Source organism: Salmonella sp. SJTUF14076 (assembly GCF_015534835.1).
Lineage (GTDB): Bacteria > Pseudomonadota > Gammaproteobacteria > Enterobacterales > Enterobacteriaceae > Salmonella > Salmonella enterica.
On sequence record NZ_CP064674.1, the window covers coordinates 538,511 to 558,974 of the forward strand.

Genomic DNA, 20,464 nt, shown 5'->3' on the forward strand with positions numbered 1-20,464 from the left:
GGCGCTACGCATATTTCGCACAATATTCAACGCGGTTCCCATAATTGGGTATTATGTGCGAAGTTGTGGTGAAGGAATCCTCTATGAAGCAAATTCGTATGCTGGCGCAATACTATGTCGACCTGATGATGAAATTGGGTCTGGTGCGCTTTTCCATGCTCCTGGCGTTGGCATTGGTGGTGCTGGCGATTGTCGTGCAGATGGCGGTGACCATGGTGCTGCATGGTCAGGTTGAAAGTATCGACGTTATTCGTTCCATCTTTTTTGGCCTGTTAATTACGCCCTGGGCGGTCTATTTCTTATCCGTTGTTGTTGAACAACTGGAAGAGTCAAGGCAGCGACTGTCGCGTCTGGTGCAAAAGCTGGAGGAGATGCGCGAGCGCGATCTCAAGCTTAACGTACAGTTGAAGGACAATATTGCCCAACTTAATCAGGAAATTGCCGATCGCGAAAAAGCGGAAGCGGAGCTGCAAGAGACATTTGAACAGCTAAAAGTAGAAATTAAAGAGCGTGAAGAGGCGCAAATCCAGCTAGAACAGCAATCCTCTTTTCTGCGCTCCTTTCTGGACGCCTCGCCGGATTTGGTTTTTTATCGTAATGAGGATAAAGAATTTTCCGGCTGTAACCGCGCAATGGAATTGCTAACCGGCAAGAGTGAAAAACAGCTGGTGCATTTGAAGCCGGAAGATGTGTACTCTCCCGAAGCGGCGGAGAAAGTCATTGAAACCGATGAAAAAGTATTCCGCCATAACGTCTCCCTGACCTACGAACAGTGGCTGGATTATCCGGACGGACGAAAGGCCTGCTTTGAAATTCGTAAAGTGCCTTATTACGACCGTGTCGGTAAACGTCATGGCCTGATGGGATTTGGTCGTGATATTACCGAACGTAAGCGTTATCAGGACGCGCTGGAACGCGCCAGCCGCGACAAGACCACGTTTATCTCTACCATCAGTCATGAGCTGCGCACCCCGCTTAACGGCATCGTCGGTTTAAGCCGCATCCTGCTGGATACCGATCTTACCGCCGAACAGGAAAAATACCTTAAGACAATCCATGTCTCCGCCGTGACGTTAGGCAATATTTTCAATGATATCATTGATATGGATAAGATGGAGCGGCGTAAGGTTCAGCTTGATAACCAACCGGTTGATTTCACCAGCTTTATGGCCGATCTGGAAAACCTTTCTGGTTTGCAGGCGCAGCAAAAAGGGCTACGTTTTGTGCTTGAGCCGACGCTGCCGCTGCCGCACAAAGTCATTACCGACGGAACGCGTCTGCGCCAGATTTTATGGAATTTGATCAGCAATGCGGTGAAATTTACTCAGCAGGGCCAGGTGACGGTGCGGGCGCGCTATGATGAAGGCGACATGCTGCACTTTGAAGTGGAAGATTCCGGGATCGGCATTCCGCAGGATGAGCAGGATAAAATTTTCGCCATGTATTATCAGGTGAAAGACAGTCATGGCGGTAAACCGGCGACGGGTACCGGTATCGGGCTGGCGGTCTCCCGTCGGCTGGCGAAAAATATGGGCGGCGATATTACCGTTTCCAGTCTGCCGGGCAAAGGATCGACCTTTACGCTAACGGTTCATGCGCCAGCGGTGGCGGAAGAGGTGGAGGACGCCTTTGATGAAGACGACATGCCGCTGCCGGCGCTGCATGTTCTGCTGGTCGAAGATATTGAACTGAACGTGATCGTAGCGCGTTCGGTACTGGAAAAACTGGGTAACAGCGTGGATGTCGCGATGACCGGCAAGGCGGCGCTGGAGATGTTCGCGCCAGGCGAATATGACCTGGTCTTACTGGATATTCAGCTACCGGATATGACGGGTCTGGATATTGCCAGAGAACTGACCCGTCGCCACACGCGGGAAGATTTACCGCCGCTGGTAGCGCTTACGGCTAACGTTCTGAAAGATAAAAAAGAGTATCTGGACGCTGGTATGGACGATGTGCTGAGTAAGCCGCTGTCGGTGCCGGCCTTAACCGCGATGATTAAAAAATTCTGGGATGCCACCGATAAAGAGGAGAGTACCGTGACGCCTGAAGAGAGCGATAAAGCGCAAGCGCTGCTGGATATCCCGATGCTGGAACAATACATCGAGTTGGTTGGGCCTAAATTGATCACCGACGGTCTCGCGGTGTTTGAAAAAATGATGCCTGGCTATTTAAGCGTGCTGGAGTCCAATCTGACGGCGCGTGACAAAAAAGGCGTTGTTGAGGAAGGGCATAAGATTAAAGGCGCCGCCGGTTCGGTAGGGCTGCGTCATCTGCAACAGCTTGGCCAGCAAATCCAGTCGCCGGATCTTCCCGCCTGGGAAGATAATGTCGCGGAATGGATTGAAGAGATGAAACAGGAGTGGCAGCACGATGTCGCGGTGCTGAAAGCCTGGGTGGCAAACGCGGAAAAAAAATGACCCCGGTTTGACCGGGGTGCGCGAATACTGCGCCAACACCAGGGAAATCGTGGCTGCGCCGTGCTTATTATGATGATGTCAAAGGCGCAGTCCTGTTTTCAGGCCGCACGCAGTTAAGATAGCAAATCCTAAATGATTTGTTACATGAATCATTTAAATGTGTGAAGCGTAGCATTTTAATCAAAATTATTAATGGGCTTGAGTCGGTTGCAGGAGGATGTTCACCATGAAAAAAATTGGCGTAGTGCTCAGCGGATGCGGCGTCTATGACGGCACCGAAATTCATGAGGCCGTTCTGACGCTGTTGGCCATTGCCCGCAGCGGCGCGCAGGCTGTCTGCTTCGCGCCGGATAAACCACAAGCGGATGTTATTAATCACCTGACCGGCGAAGCGATGGCGGAAACGCGTAACGTCCTGATTGAGGCGGCGCGTATTACGCGGGGCGATATTCGTCCCCTGTCCCAGGCGCAGCCAGAGGAACTGGATGCGCTCATTGTGCCCGGTGGTTTCGGCGCGGCGAAGAACCTGAGTAATTTCGCCAGCCAGGGGAGCGAATGCCGGGTGGATAGCGATGTCGTCGCGCTGGCGAAGGCCATGCACCAGTCCGGCAAGCCGCTGGGATTCATCTGTATCGCGCCCGCAATGTTGCCGAAAATCTTTGACTTCCCGCTACGTCTGACAATAGGGACGGATATTGATACCGCTGAAGTACTTGAAGAGATGGGCGCCGAACACGTACCTTGCCCGGTTGATGATATCGTTGTGGACGAGGATAACAAGGTCGTGACCACCCCTGCCTATATGCTGGCGCAGGATATCGCTCAGGCGGCAAGCGGCATTGATAAATTAGTGTCGCGCGTGCTGGTTCTGGCGGAATGAGCAAACGACGCATCGCGCCGTTAACGTTTTTGCGCCGTCTACTTTTACGTATCCTTGCTGCGCTCGCCGTCTTTTGGGGCGGCGGCATTGCGCTGTTTAGCGTGGTTCCGGTGCCTTTTTCGGCGGTGATGGCGGAACGGCAGATTAGCGCCTGGCTCGGCGGAGAGTTCGGTTATGTGGCGCATTCTGACTGGGTCAGTATGGCGGATATCTCGCCGTGGATGGGGGTGGCGGTAATTGCGGCGGAAGACCAGAAGTTCCCTGAGCACTGGGGCTTTGATGTTCCGGCGATTGAAAAAGCGCTGGCGCATAATGAGCGGAATGAGAGCCGTATTCGCGGCGCCTCTACGCTTTCGCAGCAAACGGCGAAAAATCTCTTTTTATGGGATGGACGCAGTTGGCTGCGCAAAGGTCTGGAGGCCGGGCTAACGCTGGGTATTGAAACTGTCTGGAGCAAAAAGCGCATTCTCACGGTTTATCTGAATATCGCGGAGTTTGGCGATGGTATTTTCGGCGTGGAGGCTGCGGCGCAACGGTATTTTCATAAACCTGCCAGTCGCTTGAGTATGTCTGAAGCCGCGTTGCTGGCGGCGGTATTGCCAAATCCGTTACGCTATAAGGCGAATGCGCCTTCCGGCTATGTGCGTAGCCGGCAGGCGTGGATTATGCGCCAGATGCGCCAACTGGGCGGGGAATCTTTTATGACGCGCAACCAGCTTAATTAATTTTGTCGAATGGCGGCGCGAACGCCTTATCTGGCCTGCGATCTGTGTCGTCCAGGCCTGATAAGCACAGGCCATTAAGCTTCGTGAGAAGTAAGCGCCAGCCGTTTCTTGTCTTTTGGCTGCGCGTCCCTCTCCAGGGCAACGGCCAGCGCAGGCTGGGCGATAAACCGCTGCCACACTCTCTCCAGTTTGCGTTCACAGCACCATGTTGACCAGGTCGCCAGCGGGATAAAGGTACTTTCCCCCAGATTGTCGCAAACCACCGGAACCACTTCTGACTCGCTGATACGCTGGCACAGGATATTTTGCGGCTTCAGCGACATCGTCACAATATGGTTATCCAGCAGGTAACGTTTCAGTTTTTTCAGTAGCCGCCGCAGGACAGCGACATCCTCTTCATAACGACATTGCGCGGCGAACTCGGTCAGGGTAATAGAGGGCGCGCCGTTGAAATCGGTAATCATGTCGTAGACATAGCCGGTGCCGCAATCGGTTTCTACCGTGCCGTAATAACGGGGGATAGCGCTCCAGTCCGTCAGGTAGCGGGACAGATGCGCATAGTAGCTCAGTTCACGCCGAATCTCTTTATCACCGCCGTGGTCACGGTTGTAAATAACTTTTATGCAACGCCGGGCATTATCCGGATGCGTATAGCATTTACGATGTCGACCAGCGCCCAGCGGAGTCTGTTCGGATAAAAGGATCATGGCAAGTCCTGGAAAAATTTATTCACATAAATTTAGTATGGACAAAGAACTTAAACAAAACCTAAACGAAATTTTTTAAGGTTTTCTTAATGTTTTTATGCATAGGTAAAGCGCACGAAATGTACAAATCTTACGAAAGGGTGGGGCTGCGGGACAAGTGGCAGGCAGGCGTAACACGCCCGGTTTTGGGGTGACTGTCATCAAATACCGGGACGGCGTTGGGGGAAAATAGGGTATAGAGGGGGAGGTTTAGTCTTCGTCAAAGCCGGAATTGAACAGCGCGATAACCGCCGCCAGCGCTTCAACTTCTTGCGGGCCGGTGGCTTCAATTTCGATCTGACGCCCTTTGGCGGAGTCGAGCATTAACAGAGCGATGACGCTATTTGCTTCCGCTTCGGTGCCTTCGTCATTGCGTAATAGTACCTCGGCGTCAAAACCCTGCATCAGTTCGAAAAGCTTCATGGCAGGCCGGGCATGCATGCCCAGCTTATTGGTGACTTCAACAGTTTGCTTTACGGTCATGTTTTGCGTTTTTCCAGCGTGCGATGGCGAGACTGGACATTTTTACCGCGCGAGCGGAAGTAGTCTGCCAGCTGTTCTGCAATATACACCGAACGGTGTTTCCCGCCGGTACAACCGATAGCGACGGTAAGGTAGCTGCGGTTGTTGGTCTCCAGCATCGGTAACCATAGCTCAAGATAGCTGCGAGTCTGATAGATAAAATTGTGAACTTCTGTGTGTCGGTCAAGAAACGCGGCTACCGGCTTATCAAGCCCGGTCATGGGGCGAAGTTTTGGGTCCCAGTGCGGGTTGGGCAGAAAGCGGACATCAAACACATAGTCCGCATCAATCGGGATGCCATGTTTAAAGCCGAAGGACTCAAATACCATCGTCAGTTCGCGCTCGCGTTTGCCCAACAGCCGGGTACGCAGCATCTCCGCCAGCTCATGGACGGACATTTCTGAAGTGTCGACGATCAGATCCGCACGTGAGCGTAACGGCTCCAGCAAGTCACTCTCTTTATCGATCGCACTCTCTAAAGAAAGATTTTTGCTGGAAAGCGGATGCAAACGGCGCGTGTCGCTGTAGCGGCGAATCAAGGTATTGCGGTCGGCATCAAGAAACAGCAATTGCGGCGAGAAAGCGCCAGGCAGATTATTCATCGCCTGTTCAAAAATCTCAGGTGATTCAGGCATATTGCGCACATCAATGCTGACGGCGGCGGAAATCTGGCGATCGGCCAGCGTTCGCGCCAGATCGGGCAACAGCACGACGGGGAGGTTATCCACGCAGTAAAATCCCATATCTTCCAGCGCGCGCAGAGCGACAGATTTACCTGATCCGGAACGCCCGCTGACGATCATCAGTACCATGTACCGTTTCTCCTCACAACGACAGAAATAAATGCCATTGAGTTGTTATGCCTCATTCTGCTCACCTTCGGTGTCAGTAATGATTTGATACAGCTCTTCATCATTCAGCGCCGCGCGCAGGCGGCGGCAGATCGTTTTATCCGCCAGACGTTTCGCCACCAGCGACAGCGTGTGCAGATGCGTTTTAGTTTGATCGGCGGGCACCAGCAGGGCGAAGAGGAGATCGACCGGCTGGTTATCGATGGCGTCGAACGCGATTGGCGTTTCGAGCTGAACGAACACGCCGACGGCGCGTAAGGTATCTTCTTCCAGTTTCCCGTGCGGGATGGCGATACCATTACCAATACCGGTACTGCCCATTTTTTCGCGTGTCAGAATGGCTTCAAACACGACCTGAGGAGGTAAACTGAGCTGTTTTGCCGCCAGTTCGCTGATGATTTCCAGCGCGCGTTTCTTACTCTGACAATGAACGCCGCTACGCGTACACTCCTGGTTAAGTACACTGCTCAGTTGTAGAGTCGTATCGTTATTTATCATAATTTCACCTAAGAACCTGTCCTGTCAGGTTGATGGCCAGGTTCGGAGCGCTAACTGTACAAATGGCCCGTTGTGTCACACAACAGGCCGTCCTGCACTGGCTAACTGCCCGGACAATTAGTGTTGTTTCAGTTTATCTTTATGCCTGGTTAACTGCCTTGCCAGTTTATCAATCAAGCCGTCAATGGCGGCATACATATCCTGGCCTTCCGCGCTGGCGTGAATTTCGCCGCCGTTAACGTGTAGCGTCGCATCCGAGATGTGCGTGACCTTCTCCACTTTCAACACCACGTATACCTGATTAATCCGCTCAAAATACTGTTCAAGTTTGGCGAATTTCGTCGTCACAAATTCACGCAGGGCTTCAGTAATTTCGACGTTATGTCCGGTGATATTGAGCTGCATAGTGTCTTCCTTATCGGTTGGGTCAAACCAGCTGTTTGCGTTGGTTTGACGGCGGAATGGATAAAGACTCTCGGTACTTCGCAACAGTGCGGCGCGCCACCATGATACCCTGTTCTGACAGCAGAGAGGTTAACTTGCTGTCGCTCAGCGGTTTCGCGGGGTTTTCCGCCGCAATTAACTTCTTCACCAGCGCGCGAATCGCGGTGGAAGAGGCTTCGCCTCCGCCTTCGGTATTGACGTGGCTGGAAAAGAAATATTTGAGTTCAAAAATACCGCGCGGGCTGTGCAAATACTTCTGCGTGGTCACGCGGGATATAGTGGATTCGTGCATCTCGACGGCCTGGGCGATATCCGCCAGTACCATCGGTTTCATATATTCTTCGCCCTGTTCAAAAAAGGCTTGCTGTTGCTCGACGATGCAGCGACTGACGCGCAGCAGCGTGTCGTTGCGGCTTTCAAGGCTTTTTATCAGCCACTTCGCATCCTGTAAATTACTGCGGATGAACTGGCTGTCGGCATCGTTGCGCGCGCTGTTACACATGGCGGCATAGTGCTGGTTAATCTGTAAACGGGGAATACTGTCGCTATTAAGCTCCACCGTCCAGCGACCGTTATGCTTGCGTACCAGCACATCCGGGATAACGTACTCCGGCTCGCCGGTCTGGATCGATTGACCGGGTCTGGGATCGAGCGACTGAATCAGGTTTACCGCCTCTTTCAGCACCTCTTCTTTCAGTCGGGTAACGCGCATCAACGTGCGGAAATCGTGGTTGGCCAGCAGATCAAGGTGATCGCAGATAATAAGCCGCGCCTCTTCCAGCCACGGCGTGGATTTGTCGAATTGTGAAAGCTGGATCAGCAGACAGTCGCGAAGATCTTTTGCCGCGACGCCTACCGGATCAAAACGCTGAATGCGCTTCAGAACGGCTTCAACCTCATCGAGATCCACCTCTACATCGCCCATGCTTTCGCGAATTTCGTCCAGGGATACGGTGAGATAACCGGTATCATCTACCGCATCGACAATGGATGTCGCAATAGCGCGATCGGTATCCGAGAAGGGCGTTAGCTCAACCTGCCACATCAGATAATCCTGCAACGACTGCGTCGTTTCGCCCTGATAGACGGGCAGCTCATCATCGATATAATCGCCGCTGGGGCCGGACGGCGTCCCGGCGGTGTAAATTTCATCCCAACTGGCGTCAAGCGGCAGCTCTTCCGGCATCTCTTTTTGTTCGAGCGCGTCGGCGGTATCGAGAGGATCGTTATCCTGAGGTTGCTGAGTGTCGATTTCGTCATGAAGATCGGTTTGCTCAAGCAGCGGGTTATTTTCCAGCGCTTGCTGGAGTTCCTGCTGAAGTTCCAGCGTAGACAACTGCAACAGACGGATGGCCTGTTGTAGCTGAGGCGTCATCGCCAGTTGTTGGCTAAGCCTGAGTTGCAAACCTTGCTTCATATTCAGAGTCGTTTTCTCCCGCTAGAGCAGCATAGCCCTCTACCCTATCAGAGTCTGAAGTCTTCCCCAAGATATACACGCTTAACGTGTTCGTCTTGCAGGATTTCTGTCGGCGTACCGTGAGCAATAAGGTGGCCCTGGCTCACGATATAGGCGCGTTCACAGACTGCCAGCGTCTCACGGACGTTATGGTCGGTGATCAGCACGCCGAGCCCGCTATCGCGCAGATGCTCGATAATGCGTTTGATGTCGATAACGGAAATCGGGTCAACGCCGGCAAAGGGTTCATCCAGCAGGATAAATTTGGGATTAGCGGCCAACGCGCGGGCTATTTCTACACGACGGCGTTCACCACCGGACAGCGCCTGTCCCATGCTGTCGCGCAGATGCTCGATATGAAACTCTTCCATCAGCTCGTTGGCGCGGTCTTCTCGCTGTTCTGCGGTCAAATCGTCACGAATTTGCAGTACCGCCATCAGGTTATCAAATACGCTGAGACGGCGGAAAATAGAGGCTTCCTGCGGCAAATAGCCGATACCGCGGCGCGCGCGCGCGTGCAGCGGCAGCAGACTGATATCTTCATCATCGATGATGATATTGCCCGCGTCACGCGGCACGATACCGACGACCATATAAAAGGTGGTGGTTTTACCCGCGCCGTTTGGACCGAGCAGCCCGACAATCTCCCCGGAGTTAACGGTCAGACTGACATCTTCCACTACGCGACGGCCTTTATAGGCCTTCGCCAGATTCTTTGCAGTTAATGTTGCCATAACGAATTAGTTACTCTTCTTTTGCGCCGGAGTCTGGCCTTTGTTTTTGTCTTGCAACTGCGATGGCACCAGAACGGTGGTGACGCGTTTGCCTTTCTCGCTGAAGGCCTGCATTTTCTGCTCTTTCACCAGGTAGGTGATTTTGTCGCCGGTAATGTTGCTGTCAAGCTGCTCCAGATAAGCGTTGCCGGTCAGCACCACAAAATCTTTCGCCAGCTCGTAGTGCATATGGGAAGCGTGGCCTTTCACCGGCTTACCGTTGTCCTGCATCTGGTAGAAGGTGGCCGGATTGCCGTAACCGTCGATCACCTCTTTCCCCTGTTCGCCGCCAGGGCGGGTAACCACGACTTTATCGGCGTTGATCTTAATCGTGCCCTGGGTCATCACCACGTTGCCCGTAAAGGTCACGACGTTGCCTTGCATATCCAGCGACTGTTGATCCGAGTCAATATGAATAGGCTGTTCGGTATCGCCCGTGACGGCGAAGGCCGGAATGCTGGCGGCCAGCAGCGAGCCGGCAAGCATAAGATTAAGGCTGAGTTTGTTTGTTTTGAATTTCATAAGAGGTTCTAACCTTTTCAATCAGCTCGGCGTTCTTGCTGCGTAAGTTACCGCGCATTTTCAGTCCGCTGGAGTTAAATGTTGTGCCGTATAACGTCACCAGATCGTTCGAGGTAACATCCTGCGTCACCAGATTAATCTGCGCGTTATCGGTGGTAATTCTGCGTAATTGAGCGTCAGGCACCAGGGCGTTGACTTCAACATGGCCATACAGATAGAGCATCCGATCGTTAGTCAATTTGGCTTTATCGGCCTTGATCGACCATGTCGGCACTTTATCCTTATCAAAGGTGGTTAATACCGGTTGCGTAAACCATGAGACCGCCTGATCGGAAAAATATTCAACGTGCTGCGCAATCAGACGATAGCTCAACGCGCCTTCCGGACTGTACACGACGGTATCCGTATGCTCGCTTTTATACGTGGGATCGTTGCTGTTGACCATCACGGCAGCAGGATCGTCTTTATCCGCCAGATTGATACCAATCAGTACCAGAATGGCCAGCGACAGTAGAATGATAACCCAACGTCTGGTTTTACTCATATCGATTGCCCTTTGGCCTCATCCAGCTTGCCCTGCGCCAGCAGCAACAAGTCGCACACCTCACGTACCGCGCCGCGCCCGCCGGCAATGTGCGTCACATAGTCAGCGCGGGGGATCAGCAGCGGATGCGCATCCGCAACGGCAACGCTTAACCCCACTTTTTCCATCACTGGCCAGTCAATCAGATCATCGCCGACATAGGCAACATTTTCCGGCGCAATGGCCAGTTTTTCCAGCAGATCGCTAAAGGCGATCAACTTATTCGACTGTCCCTGATAAAGATGGACAATCCCCAGCGTGGCGCAGCGATCTTCTACAAGTTTAGCCTTTCGTCCGGTAATAATGGCAACCTCGATATTGGAGGTCAAAGCACAGCGAATACCATAGCCGTCACGAACGTTGAAAGCCTTCAGCTCTTCGCCGTTATTGCCCATATAAATCAGGCCGTCAGACAATACGCCATCCACGTCCAGGATGAGCAGGCGGATATTCTCCGCTTTGGTCATGACATGGGTGCTGACGGGGCCATAACAGGTCGCAAGCGACGCACCTGCTTTACTCATCGTTAATTATCCTTGAGTTTCTACACGACGCCTGCACGCAGGAGATCATGCATATGTAACACACCGAGTAACTGGTCGCCATCAGCAACCAGTACGGAGGTGATATGGCGGGACTGCATTAAATTCAGCGCATCGACAGCGAGAATACCGGGACGCACGCGAATGCCCCCTGGCGTCATCACCTCGGCGATCCCCAACTGGCGCATATCGCCGCCCATATCGAATACGCGACGTAAATCGCCGTCGGTGAAGATACCGTCGATCTTCATGGATTCATCGCAAATGACGGTCATACCGAGATTTTTACGCGTAATTTCTAACAGCGCATCACGCAGGGTGGCATGTTTATTAACATGCGGGATCTCATCGCCAGTATGCATAATATCGCTTACGCGCAGCAGTAGCTTACGTCCCAGCGCGCCGCCAGGATGCGACAGAGCGAAATCCTCGGCGGTAAAGCCGCGCGCTTTTAACAACGCCACGGCGAGCGCGTCGCCCATCACCAGCGTTGCGGTGGTACTACTGGTAGGCGCCAGGCCTAACGGACACGCTTCTTTGGGCACTTTAACACACAGATGCACATCTGCCGCACGCGCCATGCTGCTTTCCGGTCGCCCGGTAATGCAAATTAACGGTACGTGCAGACGTTTAAGCACCGGTATTAGCGCCGCGATCTCGCTGGATTCGCCGGAGTTGGAGATAGCGATAACCACATCCTGCGGCGTAACCATCCCCAAATCGCCGTGCGCGGCTTCGCCTGGATGTACAAAAAAGGAAGAGGTGCCGGTACTGGCGAACGTGGCGGCCATTTTCCGTCCGATATGACCGGATTTTCCCATCCCCATGACCACCACTTTTCCGGTGCAGTTGAACATTTTTTCACAGGCCAGCGTGAAATGCTGGTTGATATATTGATCAAGCTCCGCCAGGCCTTCACGTTCAATTTCCAGGACCTCTTTGCCTGCCTGCTGAAAGTCAAACCCCGGTTGCAACGCTAAATGCGACATAATCCGTTTCCAGTTATCCAACAAGAAGTGGCGATAGCCAATAGAGCATCGCCAGCCATACGATAAACCCGCCGGTCAGCAGTATACCTGCGCCCCGACCAATCTGACGCGGATGCCGCCAGCAAAGTAAAGCGAAAACCACGCTAACCAGCAACATAACGCTATAATCTCGCCCAAACGCCAGCGGGTTGATCTCCCCCGGCGCGATCAGCGCAGGCAGTCCCAGCACGATGGCGAGATTAAAAATATTGGCGCCAATGAGATTACCAACGGCAATATCATTTTCGCCTTTTCGCACGCCGGCAATCGCCGTCGCCAGCTCTGGCAGACTGGTGCCGACAGCGATGACTGTCAGACCGAGCGTTAATTCACTCATGGCGAAATAGTTCGCCAGCACCGTAGCGTTATCGATTACCATGCGCGTCGCCATCGGCATGATGACCAGCGCAATGCCCAGCCATAAGAACGCGACGGGGAGCCCGCCTTCGCGTGGCAGCTCCGCCAGTTGTTCGCGGGTGAGGCTGTCATTCCCCTGGCGTTCGGCCAGACGCGCGATTTTAACAATGAATAACAGCCATAGCACAGCCAGAAGCAGGAGAAAGATACCATCACTGCGACTTAACTGTCCGTCATGCAGTACGGAACCGGCTACCACGCTAACAAATAACATTAATGGCAATTCGCGACGTAGAACATCGGAATGCACGGTAAATGGACGAACCAGCGCCGCCAGCCCTAAGATCAGCAAAATATTGGTGATGTTAGAACCGAGCGCCGCGCCGACGGCCAAATCGAGCTGACCGTGTAGCGATGCGGCGGCCGACACAATAATTTCCGGCAGCGAGGTGCCGATACTCACGACCGTCATCCCGATGATCAGCGGGGGAATACCGAATGTACGGCATAAAATAGAGGCCGCAAACACCAGACGATCGGCGCCGTAGGCCACCAGAAGCAAACCAATTATGAGTAGCGCCATCGCTAAAAGCATCTAAAGTCCTTTCTTCAGGTATACTCGCCGGTCCCCTGGAAGGGATATCTGGAAGCCGTAACGAAGTCCTAATTTTGACTTTATGCGGCTAAAAAGTAAAACGAATGCCAGCTTTCGCTAACCCTGTCAGTTAATATTCTGTAATTATGTCGAACCCATGGTTAAATTCAGCGCCATGGTTACCTCAACAAGGCAATACGAAGGATGAATCAATGGGTCAGTCTGCGGCCAATTTAGTCGATATGCGCGACGTCAGCTTTTCCCGTGGCGAACGCTGCATTTTCGATAATATTTCCCTGACGGTGCCGCGCGGGAAGATCACGGCGATCATGGGGCCGTCGGGCATCGGTAAAACTACGCTGTTGCGCCTGATTGGCGGACAGATCCCGCCGGATAAGGGCGAGATCTTATTTGATGGCGAGAATGTGCCGGCCATGTCCCGTTCGCGGCTCTACACCGTCCGCAAACGTATGAGTATGCTGTTTCAGTCGGGAGCGCTGTTTACCGACATGAACGTGTTTGACAATGTGGCCTATCCGCTACGGGAGCACACCAATTTACCCGCGCCGCTGCTAAAAAGCGTTGTGATGATGAAACTGGAAGCTGTCGGGCTGCGCGGCGCGGCAAAACTGATGCCTTCCGAGCTCTCCGGTGGGATGGCGCGCCGCGCCGCGTTGGCGCGCGCCATCGCTCTGGAACCGGATCTCATCATGTTCGATGAGCCGTTTGTCGGCCAGGACCCGATTACCATGGGCGTTCTGGTGAAGCTGATTTCAGAATTGAACAGCGCGCTGGGCGTGACCTGCGTGGTGGTCTCTCATGATGTGCCAGAGGTGCTCAGTATTGCGGATCACGCCTGGATCATGGCGGACAAAAAAATCGTCGCTCACGGTAGCGCTCAGGCGTTGCAGGAGAATACGGACCCGCGCGTGCGTCAGTTCCTTGACGGCATTGCCGACGGGCCGGTTCCGTTCCGCTATCCGGCGGGCGACTATCACCTTGATTTACTCGAAACAGGGAGTTAAGCCACTCATGCTGTTAAATGCGCTGGCAGCACTCGGACACAGCGGGATCAAAACCGTCAGGACGTTCGGGCGCGCCGGGTTAATGTTATTCAATGCGATTATCGGTAAGCCGGAGTTTCGCAAACATGCGCCGCTGCTGGTGCGCCAGCTTTATAATGTGGGCGTCTTGTCGATGCTTATCATTATTGTCTCCGGCGTATTCATCGGTATGGTGCTGGGGCTGCAAGGCTATCTGGTTCTGACCACTTACAGCGCGGAGACCAGTCTTGGCATGTTAGTGGCGCTTTCGCTGCTGCGCGAGCTGGGGCCGGTGGTCGCGGCGTTGCTGTTTGCCGGGCGGGCCGGGTCGGCGTTGACGGCGGAAATCGGCCTGATGCGGGCGACGGAGCAGCTCTCCAGTATGGAGATGATGGCGGTCGATCCATTGCGCCGGGTGATTTCGCCGCGCTTTTGGGCGGGCGTGATTTCATTGCCGCTACTGACCATTATCTTTGTGGCGGTCGGTATCTGGGGCGGCTCGCTGGTCGGCGTAAGCTGGAAGGGAATCGACGCCGGGTTCTTCTGGTCCGCGATGCAGAATGCCGTCGACTGGCGTATGGACCTGGTGAACTGTCTGATAAAGAGCGTGGTGTTCGCCATTACGGTAACATGGATTGCGTTATTCAACGGTTATGACGCAATACCAACTTCTGCCGGGATTAGCCGGGCAACGACGCGTACCGTGGTTCACGCATCGTTGGCCGTTCTGGGGCTGGATTTTGTGCTGACCGCACTGATGTTTGGGAATTGAGTTCATGCAAACGAAAAAAAATGAAATTTGGGTAGGCGTTTTTTTGCTGGTAGCGTTGCTGGCGGCGCTGTTTGTTTGCCTGAAGGCGGCAAATGTGACCTCTATGCGCACGGAGCCGACCTATAAGGTTTATGCGACCTTCGATAACATCGGCGGTCTGAAAGTGCGTTCCCCGGTACGCATCGGCGGGGTGGTTGTCGGGCGGGTTGAAGATATCTCGCTTGATCCGAAAACATACCTGCCGCGCGTAACGCTCGACATCGAAGAGCGTTATAACCATATTCCCGATACCAGCTCGTTGAGTATTCGTACTTCCGGGCTGCTGGGGGAGCAATATCTGGCATTAAACGTCGGTTTTGAAGATCCTGAGCTGGGAACGTCTATCCTCAAAGATGGGAGTACGATTCAGGACACCAAGTCTGCAATGGTGCTGGAAGATATGATTGGCCAGTTCCTTTATAACAGCAAAGGCGACGACAATAAGAATTCTGGCGATGCGCCAGCCGCAACGGAAGGTCATACTGAAGCCACAACGCCCGCGGGCGCAACGAAATAATCTCAGGAGAATTGAGGCATGTTTAAACGACTGATGATGGTGGCCCTGCTGATCATTGCGCCATTAAGCGCAGCAACGGCAGCGGATCAGAGCAATCCTTATAAACTGATGAACGAGGCGGCGCAGAAAACGTTTGATCGCCTGAAAAACGAACAGCCGAAAATTCGTGCCAATCCGGACTACCTGCGCGACGTTGTTGATCAGGAACTTCTGCCGTACGTGCAGGTAAAATATGCCGGTGCGCTGGTGCTAGGCCGCTACTACAAAGAGGCGACCCCGGCGCAGCGTGAAGCCTATTTTGCCGCGTTTCGCGAATACCTGAAACAGGCCTACGGTCAGGCGCTGGCGATGTACCACGGTCAGACTTACCAGATAGCGCCTGAGCAACCGCTGGGCGATGCGACCATTGTGCCTATCCGCGTAACGATTATCGATCCCAACGGTCGTCCGCCGGTACGCCTGGATTTCCAGTGGCGCAAAAACACTCAGACCGGCAACTGGCAGGCGTATGACATGATTGCGGAAGGCGTCAGCATGATCACCACCAAGCAAAATGAGTGGAGCGACCTGCTGCGTACTAAAGGCATCGACGGCCTGACCGCACAACTGAAATCTATCTCTCAACAGAAAATTACTTTGGACGAGAAACAGTAATGACGCCGCAACTCACCTGGACGCGTGAGGCGGACACTCTGGTGCTGGCGGGAGAGCTGGATCAGGACGTGTTGGCGCCGCTATGGGACGCGCGCGTAGAAGCGATGAATGGCGTTACCCGTATCGACCTGAGCCAGATCTCCAGGGTGGATACGGGGGGACTGGCGCTGCTGGCGCACCTTGTGAACCAGGCAAAAAAGCAGGGCAATGCCGTGTCGCTGTCTGGCGTTAACGACAAGGTTTACGCGCTGGCGCAATTATATAACTTGCCCGAAGACGTACTTCCCCGTATGTAATGAATGCCGGATGGTTTATCCGGCCTACACTTCGCATGATCCCCGTAGGCCGGATAAGTGGCGTTAGCAGCACCATCCGGCACTTTTACCGCGCTGATTTATCAGCGTAATCTTTTGCTTATTTAAGACGGCGCGACTTTGCTCTAAGATGTTGGGCTGTTTTCACTATTTGACGAATAAAGAACCCATGGAAAATCATGAAATTCAGAGTGTGCTGATGAATGCCCTCTCCCTCCAGGAAGTCCACGTCTCCGGCGATGGCAGTCACTTTCAGGTTATTGCCGTGGGCGAGATGTTTGACGGCATGAGCCGGGTCAAGAAACAGCAAACGGTCTATGGGCCGCTAATGGAGTACATTGCGGACAACCGTATCCATGCCGTATCGATCAAAGCATATACCCCGGCGGAATGGGCGCGCGATCGTAAACTTAACGGATTTTAAGCTACGGGTAACCTGCCGGTAGCGGAGATGAATGCTTAACTGAGAATACAATAATGGATAAATTTCGTGTACAGGGGCCAACGACGCTCCAGGGCGAAGTCACAATTTCCGGCGCCAAAAACGCCGCGCTGCCGATCCTGTTCGCCGCTCTGCTGGCAGAAGAACCGGTAGAGATCCAAAACGTTCCAAAACTGAAAGACGTGGATACGTCGATGAAGCTCCTGAGCCAATTAGGCGCGAAAGTGGAACGCAATGGATCGGTACATATTGACGCCAGCCAGGTGAACGTGTTCTGCGCGCCTTATGATCTGGTTAAGACCATGCGCGCCTCGATATGGGCGCTGGGGCCGCTGGTTGCCCGTTTTGGTCAGGGACAAGTCTCTCTGCCGGGGGGCTGTACTATCGGCGCGCGTCCGGTTGATCTGCATATTACCGGTCTGGAACAACTGGGTGCGACCATTAAGCTGGAAGAGGGCTACGTAAAGGCCTCCGTCGAAGGACGTCTTAAAGGGGCGCATATCGTGATGGATAAGGTCAGCGTCGGCGCGACCGTCACCATTATGTGCGCCGCTACGCTGGCGGAAGGGACGACCATCATTGAAAACGCCGCGCGCGAGCCGGAAATTGTCGACACCGCTAACTTCCTGGTTACGCTGGGGGCGAAGATCGCCGGGCAGGGCACCGATCGTATTACGATCGAGGGCGTAGAGCGTCTGGGCGGCGGCGTTTATCGTGTGCTGCCGGATCGTATCGAAACGGGGACTTTCCTGGTGGCGGCAGCGATCTCTCGCGGCAAAATCCTCTGCCGTAACGCGCAACCGGACACTCTGGACGCGGTACTGGCGAAACTGCGCGATGCTGGCGCGGATATCGAAGTGGGCGAGGACTGGATTAGTCTGGACATGCACGGCAAACGACCGAAGGCGGTCAATGTCCGTACCGCGCCGCACCCGGCATTCCCGACCGATATGCAGGCGCAGTTCACGTTGCTGAACCTGGTGGCGGAAGGGACGGGCTTTATCACTGAAACCGTCTTTGAAAACCGTTTTATGCACGTGCCTGAACTCAGCCGCATGGGCGCGCGTGCGGAAATTGAAAGCAATACCGTCATATGCCATGGCGTAGAAACGCTCTCTGGCGCCCAGGTCATGGCGACAGATCTGCGGGCATCTGCGAGCCTGGTGCTGGCGGGCTGTATTGCGGAAGGCACGACGATTGTGGATCGCATTTATCACATCGATCGCGGTTATGAGCGCATCGAAGACAAACTGCGCGCGCTAGGCGCGAATATTGAACGCGTGAAAGGCGAATAACCTCCTGTACGCTGAATAACCCCCGCGAACGCGATTGCGGGGGTTTTTTTACAGGCACTTACTCTACATTCTGTTTGTTTTTATTACGCGCTCTCATAAGCCGCGTTCTGTCGATAAACTCATGCGTGCGCGGATCGTGATAACGCGATGGCCAAATAACCCAGGGTTCCGTTCCCAATGCTTTCGCGATAATTAACTCTCCTTTCGGCCACGGGCGCGTTAATGCATTGGCCAGCGTGGATGAACTCAATCCATTCCGACGTGACTCAGCGGCCATTGAAGTCCCTTTTTTACGTAGTCCGGCAATGATATCGGCCGGATGCCAGTCAATAAGCTTGCTTTCCATACATCCATCACTCCTTAGATTAATCACTTACGGTTTTAACAACCCGACGACGTTCGATACTATAACGCTTCGTGAAGGAATGTTCTAAAAAGTTCATGTAAGTGGCGGCAATATTCAGAATATGCCAGGGGAAATCCTGGATGAGTATGTGAAAAACAGGCGATAGGGTATCTGGAGTTTATTAGAACTTAATGGGATATCCCGCGCAGTACGCGGGATAAGAGAACGGCATTAACGATCGCGCTGCACCGCGATGTGTGCGAGACCGATTAGCGCCTCACGCCATGGAGTATCCGGCAATATCTGCAACGCGGATATCGCTTTGTCGGCTTCTTCTTCCGCTCGCTGACGCGTCCATTCCAGCGAGCCGCAGGTGGTCATCGCTTCCAGAACCGGTTCCAGAAGATGACGGCCATTACCTTGTTCAATAGCGGTACGGATCATCGCTGACTGTTCTGGCGTACCGTGGCGCATGGCGTGAAGCAACGGTAAGGTAGGTTTGCCCTCATTGAGGTCATCACCCACATTTTTACCGAGATGCTCGCCGTCGGCACTGTAATCCAGCAGATCGTCAATGAGCTGGAAAGCCGTACCAAGGTAGCGGCCATAGTCCTGCAACCCTTTCTCTTGCTCAGGCGTACAACCGGCAAGAATACCGGAACACTGGGCGGCGGCTTCGAACAGACGCGCCGTTTTACTGTAAATCACCCGCATGTAATTTTCTTCGGTAATGTCCGGGTCATTCACGTTCATCAATTGCAGCACTTCGCCTTCTGCAATCACGTTGACCGCTTCCGACATCACTTCCAGCACTTTTAACGAGCCGAGGCTGGTCATCATCTGGAAGGCGCGGGTATAGATAAAGTCGCCGACCAACACGCTGGCGGCATTACCGAAAGCGGCATTTGCCGTCGCTTTGCCGCGACGCATATCGGATTCATCCACCACATCATCATGTAGCAGCGTCGCCGTGTGGATAAACTCGATCAGAGCGGCGATAGTCACGTGCGCGTTACCCTGATAACCCACCGCGCGCGCGGCAAGAACGGCAATCATCGGACGAATGCGTTTTCCGCCGCCGCTAATAATGTAATATCCTAGCTGATTAATCAGTTGAACGTCGGAATTAAGCTGTTCAAGGATTGTCGCATTGACACCCGCCATATCTTGCGCGGTTAACTCGTTGATTTTTTCTAAATTCATCGCAAAAGCCGGGCTTATCGCCCCGATTATCCCATGTCTGAATGAGGTAACGTAGGGTTTATGGTTAGAAATATACCCTGATTGTACTGAAAAAACGCCGCAGATAAACGTTACCGTATGCGTTGTGTTTTTTTTCTTCATGTATTGATGGTAGCACTTGTCAAAGCCGTGCAATTTGCGTAATATTCGCGCCCTATTGTGAATATTTATAGCGCGCTCTGAATCATTGAAAGGTGTGCGCGGAAGCGGAGTTTTTTATGTACGCGGTTTTCCAAAGTGGTGGTAAACAACACCGAGTAAGCGAAGGTCAGACCGTTCGCCTGGAAAAGCTGGACATCGCAACTGGCGAAACTATCGAGTTCGCTGAAGTTCTGATGATCGCAAACGGTGAAGAAGTCAAAATCGGCGTTCCTTTCGTTGATGGCGGCGTAATCAAAGCTGAAGTTGTTGCCCACGGTCGTGGCGAGAAAGTTAAAATCGTTAAGTTTCGTCGCCGTAAACACTACCGTAAGCAGCAGGGCCATCGTCAGTGGTTCACTGATGTGAAAATTACCGGCATCAGCGCTTAAGATTAGGGGAGCAGATTAAATGGCACATAAAAAGGCTGGCGGCTCGACTCGTAACGGTCGCGATTCTGAAGCTAAACGTCTGGGCGTAAAACGCTTTGGCGGTGAAGCAGTTCTGGCAGGCAGCATCATCGTTCGTCAACGTGGTACTAAATTCCACGCTGGCACCAACGTTGGTTGCGGTCGTGACCACACTCTGTTTGCTAAAGCAGACGGTAAAGTGAAATTCGAAGTTAAAGGCCCGAAAAACCGTAAATACATCAGCATCGTTGCTGAGTAAGTTTTTTGTGGTCCGGTAACGGATGAAAGCCCCGCACCTGTTGCGGGGCTT

At 53.3% G+C, this 20,464-nt stretch carries 26 protein-coding genes; 12 read left to right on the top strand and 14 right to left on the bottom strand.

What is annotated here, in order from left to right; translation table 11 throughout:
* Positions 1–83: 83 nt before the first annotated feature.
* From arcB to mtgA, 3 genes are all read left to right on the top strand, one after another.
* A complete protein-coding gene (arcB, locus tag HU143_RS02540; RefSeq protein ID WP_000809819.1) occupies positions 84–2,420 on the top strand; it encodes an aerobic respiration two-component sensor histidine kinase ArcB in 2,337 nt (778 codons plus the stop codon).
* 226 nt (positions 2,421–2,646) lie between these two features.
* Positions 2,647–3,300 carry an isoprenoid biosynthesis glyoxalase ElbB gene (gene elbB, locus HU143_RS02545; RefSeq protein WP_000719822.1) on the top strand — a complete coding sequence of 218 codons (654 nt, stop codon included), beginning with the start codon at positions 2,647–2,649 and terminating at the stop codon, positions 3,298–3,300.
* Positions 3,297–4,025, top strand: coding sequence for a monofunctional biosynthetic peptidoglycan transglycosylase (mtgA, locus tag HU143_RS02550; RefSeq protein WP_023226591.1), 729 nt, complete (start codon positions 3,297–3,299; stop codon positions 4,023–4,025). Before elbB ends, mtgA begins: the two co-directional genes overlap by 4 nt.
* Before the next feature lie 74 nt (positions 4,026–4,099).
* Here the strand turns inward: mtgA and yrbL are convergent, their stop codons facing one another.
* The 12 genes from yrbL to HU143_RS02610 all read right to left on the bottom strand — a co-directional run bounded on the left by yrbL (position 4,100) and on the right by HU143_RS02610 (position 12,942).
* Entirely contained in the window at positions 4,100–4,732 is a 633-nt protein-coding gene (gene yrbL / locus HU143_RS02555; protein ID WP_000602192.1) for a PhoP regulatory network protein YrbL, read from the bottom strand.
* A gap of 249 nt (positions 4,733–4,981) precedes the next feature.
* Positions 4,982–5,254 (bottom strand): PTS phosphocarrier protein NPr, encoded by a 273-nt coding sequence (gene npr, locus HU143_RS02560; protein WP_000216797.1) that lies wholly within the window; start codon positions 5,252–5,254, stop codon positions 4,982–4,984.
* Positions 5,251–6,105, bottom strand: coding sequence for an RNase adapter RapZ (rapZ, locus tag HU143_RS02565; protein WP_000243749.1), 855 nt, complete (start codon positions 6,103–6,105; stop codon positions 5,251–5,253). Before rapZ ends, npr begins: the two co-directional genes overlap by 4 nt.
* A gap of 45 nt (positions 6,106–6,150) precedes the next feature.
* On the bottom strand, positions 6,151–6,642 hold the full coding sequence (gene ptsN / locus HU143_RS02570) for a PTS IIA-like nitrogen regulatory protein PtsN (RefSeq protein ID WP_000609332.1): 492 nt from the start codon (positions 6,640–6,642) through the stop codon (positions 6,151–6,153).
* Positions 6,643–6,759: 117 nt separating this feature from the next.
* On the bottom strand, positions 6,760–7,047 hold the full coding sequence (gene hpf / locus HU143_RS02575; protein WP_001176589.1) for a ribosome hibernation promoting factor: 288 nt from the start codon (positions 7,045–7,047) through the stop codon (positions 6,760–6,762).
* Between the two features lie 22 nt (positions 7,048–7,069).
* Positions 7,070–8,503: an RNA polymerase factor sigma-54 gene (rpoN, locus tag HU143_RS02580; RefSeq protein ID WP_000809020.1), complete on the bottom strand. Its 1,434-nt coding sequence runs from the start codon at positions 8,501–8,503 to the stop codon at positions 7,070–7,072.
* Positions 8,504–8,550: 47 nt separating this feature from the next.
* Entirely contained in the window at positions 8,551–9,276 is a 726-nt protein-coding gene (gene lptB, locus HU143_RS02585; RefSeq protein ID WP_000224104.1) for an LPS export ABC transporter ATP-binding protein, read from the bottom strand.
* 6 nt (positions 9,277–9,282) lie between these two features.
* Positions 9,283–9,837 (bottom strand): lipopolysaccharide ABC transporter substrate-binding protein LptA, encoded by a 555-nt coding sequence (gene lptA, locus HU143_RS02590; RefSeq protein ID WP_000669770.1) that lies wholly within the window; start codon positions 9,835–9,837, stop codon positions 9,283–9,285.
* Entirely contained in the window at positions 9,806–10,381 is a 576-nt protein-coding gene (gene lptC, locus HU143_RS02595; RefSeq protein ID WP_000047845.1) for an LPS export ABC transporter periplasmic protein LptC, read from the bottom strand. The genes lptA and lptC overlap by 32 nt, the downstream gene beginning before the upstream one ends.
* Complete coding sequence (gene kdsC / locus HU143_RS02600) at positions 10,378–10,944, bottom strand: 3-deoxy-manno-octulosonate-8-phosphatase KdsC (RefSeq protein WP_000030029.1); 567 nt, start codon at positions 10,942–10,944, stop codon at positions 10,378–10,380. The genes lptC and kdsC overlap by 4 nt, the downstream gene beginning before the upstream one ends.
* Before the next feature lie 20 nt (positions 10,945–10,964).
* Positions 10,965–11,951 carry an arabinose-5-phosphate isomerase KdsD gene (gene kdsD / locus HU143_RS02605; protein ID WP_000018617.1) on the bottom strand — a complete coding sequence of 329 codons (987 nt, stop codon included), beginning with the start codon at positions 11,949–11,951 and terminating at the stop codon, positions 10,965–10,967.
* A gap of 13 nt (positions 11,952–11,964) precedes the next feature.
* Positions 11,965–12,942 (bottom strand): calcium/sodium antiporter, encoded by a 978-nt coding sequence (locus tag HU143_RS02610; protein WP_000922736.1) that lies wholly within the window; start codon positions 12,940–12,942, stop codon positions 11,965–11,967.
* 212 nt (positions 12,943–13,154) lie between these two features.
* On the opposite strand from HU143_RS02610, the gene mlaF reads away from it, so the two are divergent.
* From mlaF to murA, 7 genes are all read left to right on the top strand, one after another.
* Positions 13,155–13,967, top strand: coding sequence for a phospholipid ABC transporter ATP-binding protein MlaF (mlaF, locus tag HU143_RS02615; RefSeq protein WP_000531566.1), 813 nt, complete (start codon positions 13,155–13,157; stop codon positions 13,965–13,967).
* A gap of 7 nt (positions 13,968–13,974) precedes the next feature.
* A complete protein-coding gene (gene mlaE / locus HU143_RS02620; protein WP_000925786.1) occupies positions 13,975–14,757 on the top strand; it encodes a lipid asymmetry maintenance ABC transporter permease subunit MlaE in 783 nt (260 codons plus the stop codon).
* A 4-nt stretch (positions 14,758–14,761) separates the two neighbouring features.
* Complete coding sequence (gene mlaD, locus HU143_RS02625) at positions 14,762–15,313, top strand: outer membrane lipid asymmetry maintenance protein MlaD (RefSeq protein WP_002954571.1); 552 nt, start codon at positions 14,762–14,764, stop codon at positions 15,311–15,313.
* A gap of 18 nt (positions 15,314–15,331) precedes the next feature.
* Positions 15,332–15,967 carry a phospholipid-binding protein MlaC gene (mlaC, locus tag HU143_RS02630; RefSeq protein WP_000476467.1) on the top strand — a complete coding sequence of 212 codons (636 nt, stop codon included), beginning with the start codon at positions 15,332–15,334 and terminating at the stop codon, positions 15,965–15,967.
* Complete coding sequence (mlaB, locus tag HU143_RS02635; protein WP_000188843.1) at positions 15,967–16,263, top strand: lipid asymmetry maintenance protein MlaB; 297 nt, start codon at positions 15,967–15,969, stop codon at positions 16,261–16,263. The genes mlaC and mlaB overlap by 1 nt, the downstream gene beginning before the upstream one ends.
* Before the next feature lie 187 nt (positions 16,264–16,450).
* Positions 16,451–16,705 carry a BolA family iron metabolism protein IbaG gene (gene ibaG, locus HU143_RS02640; RefSeq protein WP_001518349.1) on the top strand — a complete coding sequence of 85 codons (255 nt, stop codon included), beginning with the start codon at positions 16,451–16,453 and terminating at the stop codon, positions 16,703–16,705.
* A 53-nt stretch (positions 16,706–16,758) separates the two neighbouring features.
* Positions 16,759–18,018 (top strand): UDP-N-acetylglucosamine 1-carboxyvinyltransferase, encoded by a 1,260-nt coding sequence (gene murA, locus HU143_RS02645; protein ID WP_000357288.1) that lies wholly within the window; start codon positions 16,759–16,761, stop codon positions 18,016–18,018.
* Between the two features lie 58 nt (positions 18,019–18,076).
* Here the strand turns inward: murA and sfsB are convergent, their stop codons facing one another.
* Both sfsB and ispB read right to left on the bottom strand, forming a co-directional pair.
* A complete protein-coding gene (sfsB, locus tag HU143_RS02650; RefSeq protein WP_000444168.1) occupies positions 18,077–18,364 on the bottom strand; it encodes a DNA-binding transcriptional regulator SfsB in 288 nt (95 codons plus the stop codon).
* A 231-nt stretch (positions 18,365–18,595) separates the two neighbouring features.
* Positions 18,596–19,567, bottom strand: coding sequence for an octaprenyl diphosphate synthase (ispB, locus tag HU143_RS02655; RefSeq protein WP_001047354.1), 972 nt, complete (start codon positions 19,565–19,567; stop codon positions 18,596–18,598).
* Positions 19,568–19,824: 257 nt separating this feature from the next.
* On the opposite strand from ispB, the gene rplU reads away from it, so the two are divergent.
* Together rplU and rpmA are read left to right on the top strand one after the other, a co-directional pair.
* Positions 19,825–20,136: a 50S ribosomal protein L21 gene (gene rplU / locus HU143_RS02660; protein WP_000271396.1), complete on the top strand. Its 312-nt coding sequence runs from the start codon at positions 19,825–19,827 to the stop codon at positions 20,134–20,136.
* 19 nt (positions 20,137–20,155) lie between these two features.
* Positions 20,156–20,413 (top strand): 50S ribosomal protein L27, encoded by a 258-nt coding sequence (gene rpmA / locus HU143_RS02665; RefSeq protein WP_000940593.1) that lies wholly within the window; start codon positions 20,156–20,158, stop codon positions 20,411–20,413.
* Positions 20,414–20,464: the final 51 nt, after the last annotated feature.

What these genes read in the sequence shown, in the direction of transcription:
- arcB (WP_000809819.1), top strand. Translation starts at nt 84, where the DNA reads ATGAAGCAAATTCGTATGCTGGCGCAATACTATGTCGACCTGATGATG.
- elbB (WP_000719822.1), top strand. Translation starts at nt 2,647, where the DNA reads ATGAAAAAAATTGGCGTAGTGCTCAGCGGATGCGGCGTCTATGACGGC.
- mtgA (WP_023226591.1), top strand. Translation starts at nt 3,297, where the DNA reads ATGAGCAAACGACGCATCGCGCCGTTAACGTTTTTGCGCCGTCTACTT.
- yrbL (WP_000602192.1), bottom strand. Translation starts at nt 4,732, where the DNA reads ATGATCCTTTTATCCGAACAGACTCCGCTGGGCGCTGGTCGACATCGT.
- npr (WP_000216797.1), bottom strand. Translation starts at nt 5,254, where the DNA reads ATGACCGTAAAGCAAACTGTTGAAGTCACCAATAAGCTGGGCATGCAT.
- rapZ (WP_000243749.1), bottom strand. Translation starts at nt 6,105, where the DNA reads ATGGTACTGATGATCGTCAGCGGGCGTTCCGGATCAGGTAAATCTGTC.
- ptsN (WP_000609332.1), bottom strand. Translation starts at nt 6,642, where the DNA reads ATGATAAATAACGATACGACTCTACAACTGAGCAGTGTACTTAACCAG.
- hpf (WP_001176589.1), bottom strand. Translation starts at nt 7,047, where the DNA reads ATGCAGCTCAATATCACCGGACATAACGTCGAAATTACTGAAGCCCTG.
- rpoN (WP_000809020.1), bottom strand. Translation starts at nt 8,503, where the DNA reads ATGAAGCAAGGTTTGCAACTCAGGCTTAGCCAACAACTGGCGATGACG.
- lptB (WP_000224104.1), bottom strand. Translation starts at nt 9,276, where the DNA reads ATGGCAACATTAACTGCAAAGAATCTGGCGAAGGCCTATAAAGGCCGT.
- lptA (WP_000669770.1), bottom strand. Translation starts at nt 9,837, where the DNA reads ATGAAATTCAAAACAAACAAACTCAGCCTTAATCTTATGCTTGCCGGC.
- lptC (WP_000047845.1), bottom strand. Translation starts at nt 10,381, where the DNA reads ATGAGTAAAACCAGACGTTGGGTTATCATTCTACTGTCGCTGGCCATT.
- kdsC (WP_000030029.1), bottom strand. Translation starts at nt 10,944, where the DNA reads ATGAGTAAAGCAGGTGCGTCGCTTGCGACCTGTTATGGCCCCGTCAGC.
- kdsD (WP_000018617.1), bottom strand. Translation starts at nt 11,951, where the DNA reads ATGTCGCATTTAGCGTTGCAACCGGGGTTTGACTTTCAGCAGGCAGGC.
- HU143_RS02610 (WP_000922736.1), bottom strand. Translation starts at nt 12,942, where the DNA reads ATGCTTTTAGCGATGGCGCTACTCATAATTGGTTTGCTTCTGGTGGCC.
- mlaF (WP_000531566.1), top strand. Translation starts at nt 13,155, where the DNA reads ATGGGTCAGTCTGCGGCCAATTTAGTCGATATGCGCGACGTCAGCTTT.
- mlaE (WP_000925786.1), top strand. Translation starts at nt 13,975, where the DNA reads ATGCTGTTAAATGCGCTGGCAGCACTCGGACACAGCGGGATCAAAACC.
- mlaD (WP_002954571.1), top strand. Translation starts at nt 14,762, where the DNA reads ATGCAAACGAAAAAAAATGAAATTTGGGTAGGCGTTTTTTTGCTGGTA.
- mlaC (WP_000476467.1), top strand. Translation starts at nt 15,332, where the DNA reads ATGTTTAAACGACTGATGATGGTGGCCCTGCTGATCATTGCGCCATTA.
- mlaB (WP_000188843.1), top strand. Translation starts at nt 15,967, where the DNA reads ATGACGCCGCAACTCACCTGGACGCGTGAGGCGGACACTCTGGTGCTG.
- ibaG (WP_001518349.1), top strand. Translation starts at nt 16,451, where the DNA reads ATGGAAAATCATGAAATTCAGAGTGTGCTGATGAATGCCCTCTCCCTC.
- murA (WP_000357288.1), top strand. Translation starts at nt 16,759, where the DNA reads ATGGATAAATTTCGTGTACAGGGGCCAACGACGCTCCAGGGCGAAGTC.
- sfsB (WP_000444168.1), bottom strand. Translation starts at nt 18,364, where the DNA reads ATGGAAAGCAAGCTTATTGACTGGCATCCGGCCGATATCATTGCCGGA.
- ispB (WP_001047354.1), bottom strand. Translation starts at nt 19,567, where the DNA reads ATGAATTTAGAAAAAATCAACGAGTTAACCGCGCAAGATATGGCGGGT.
- rplU (WP_000271396.1), top strand. Translation starts at nt 19,825, where the DNA reads ATGTACGCGGTTTTCCAAAGTGGTGGTAAACAACACCGAGTAAGCGAA.
- rpmA (WP_000940593.1), top strand. Translation starts at nt 20,156, where the DNA reads ATGGCACATAAAAAGGCTGGCGGCTCGACTCGTAACGGTCGCGATTCT.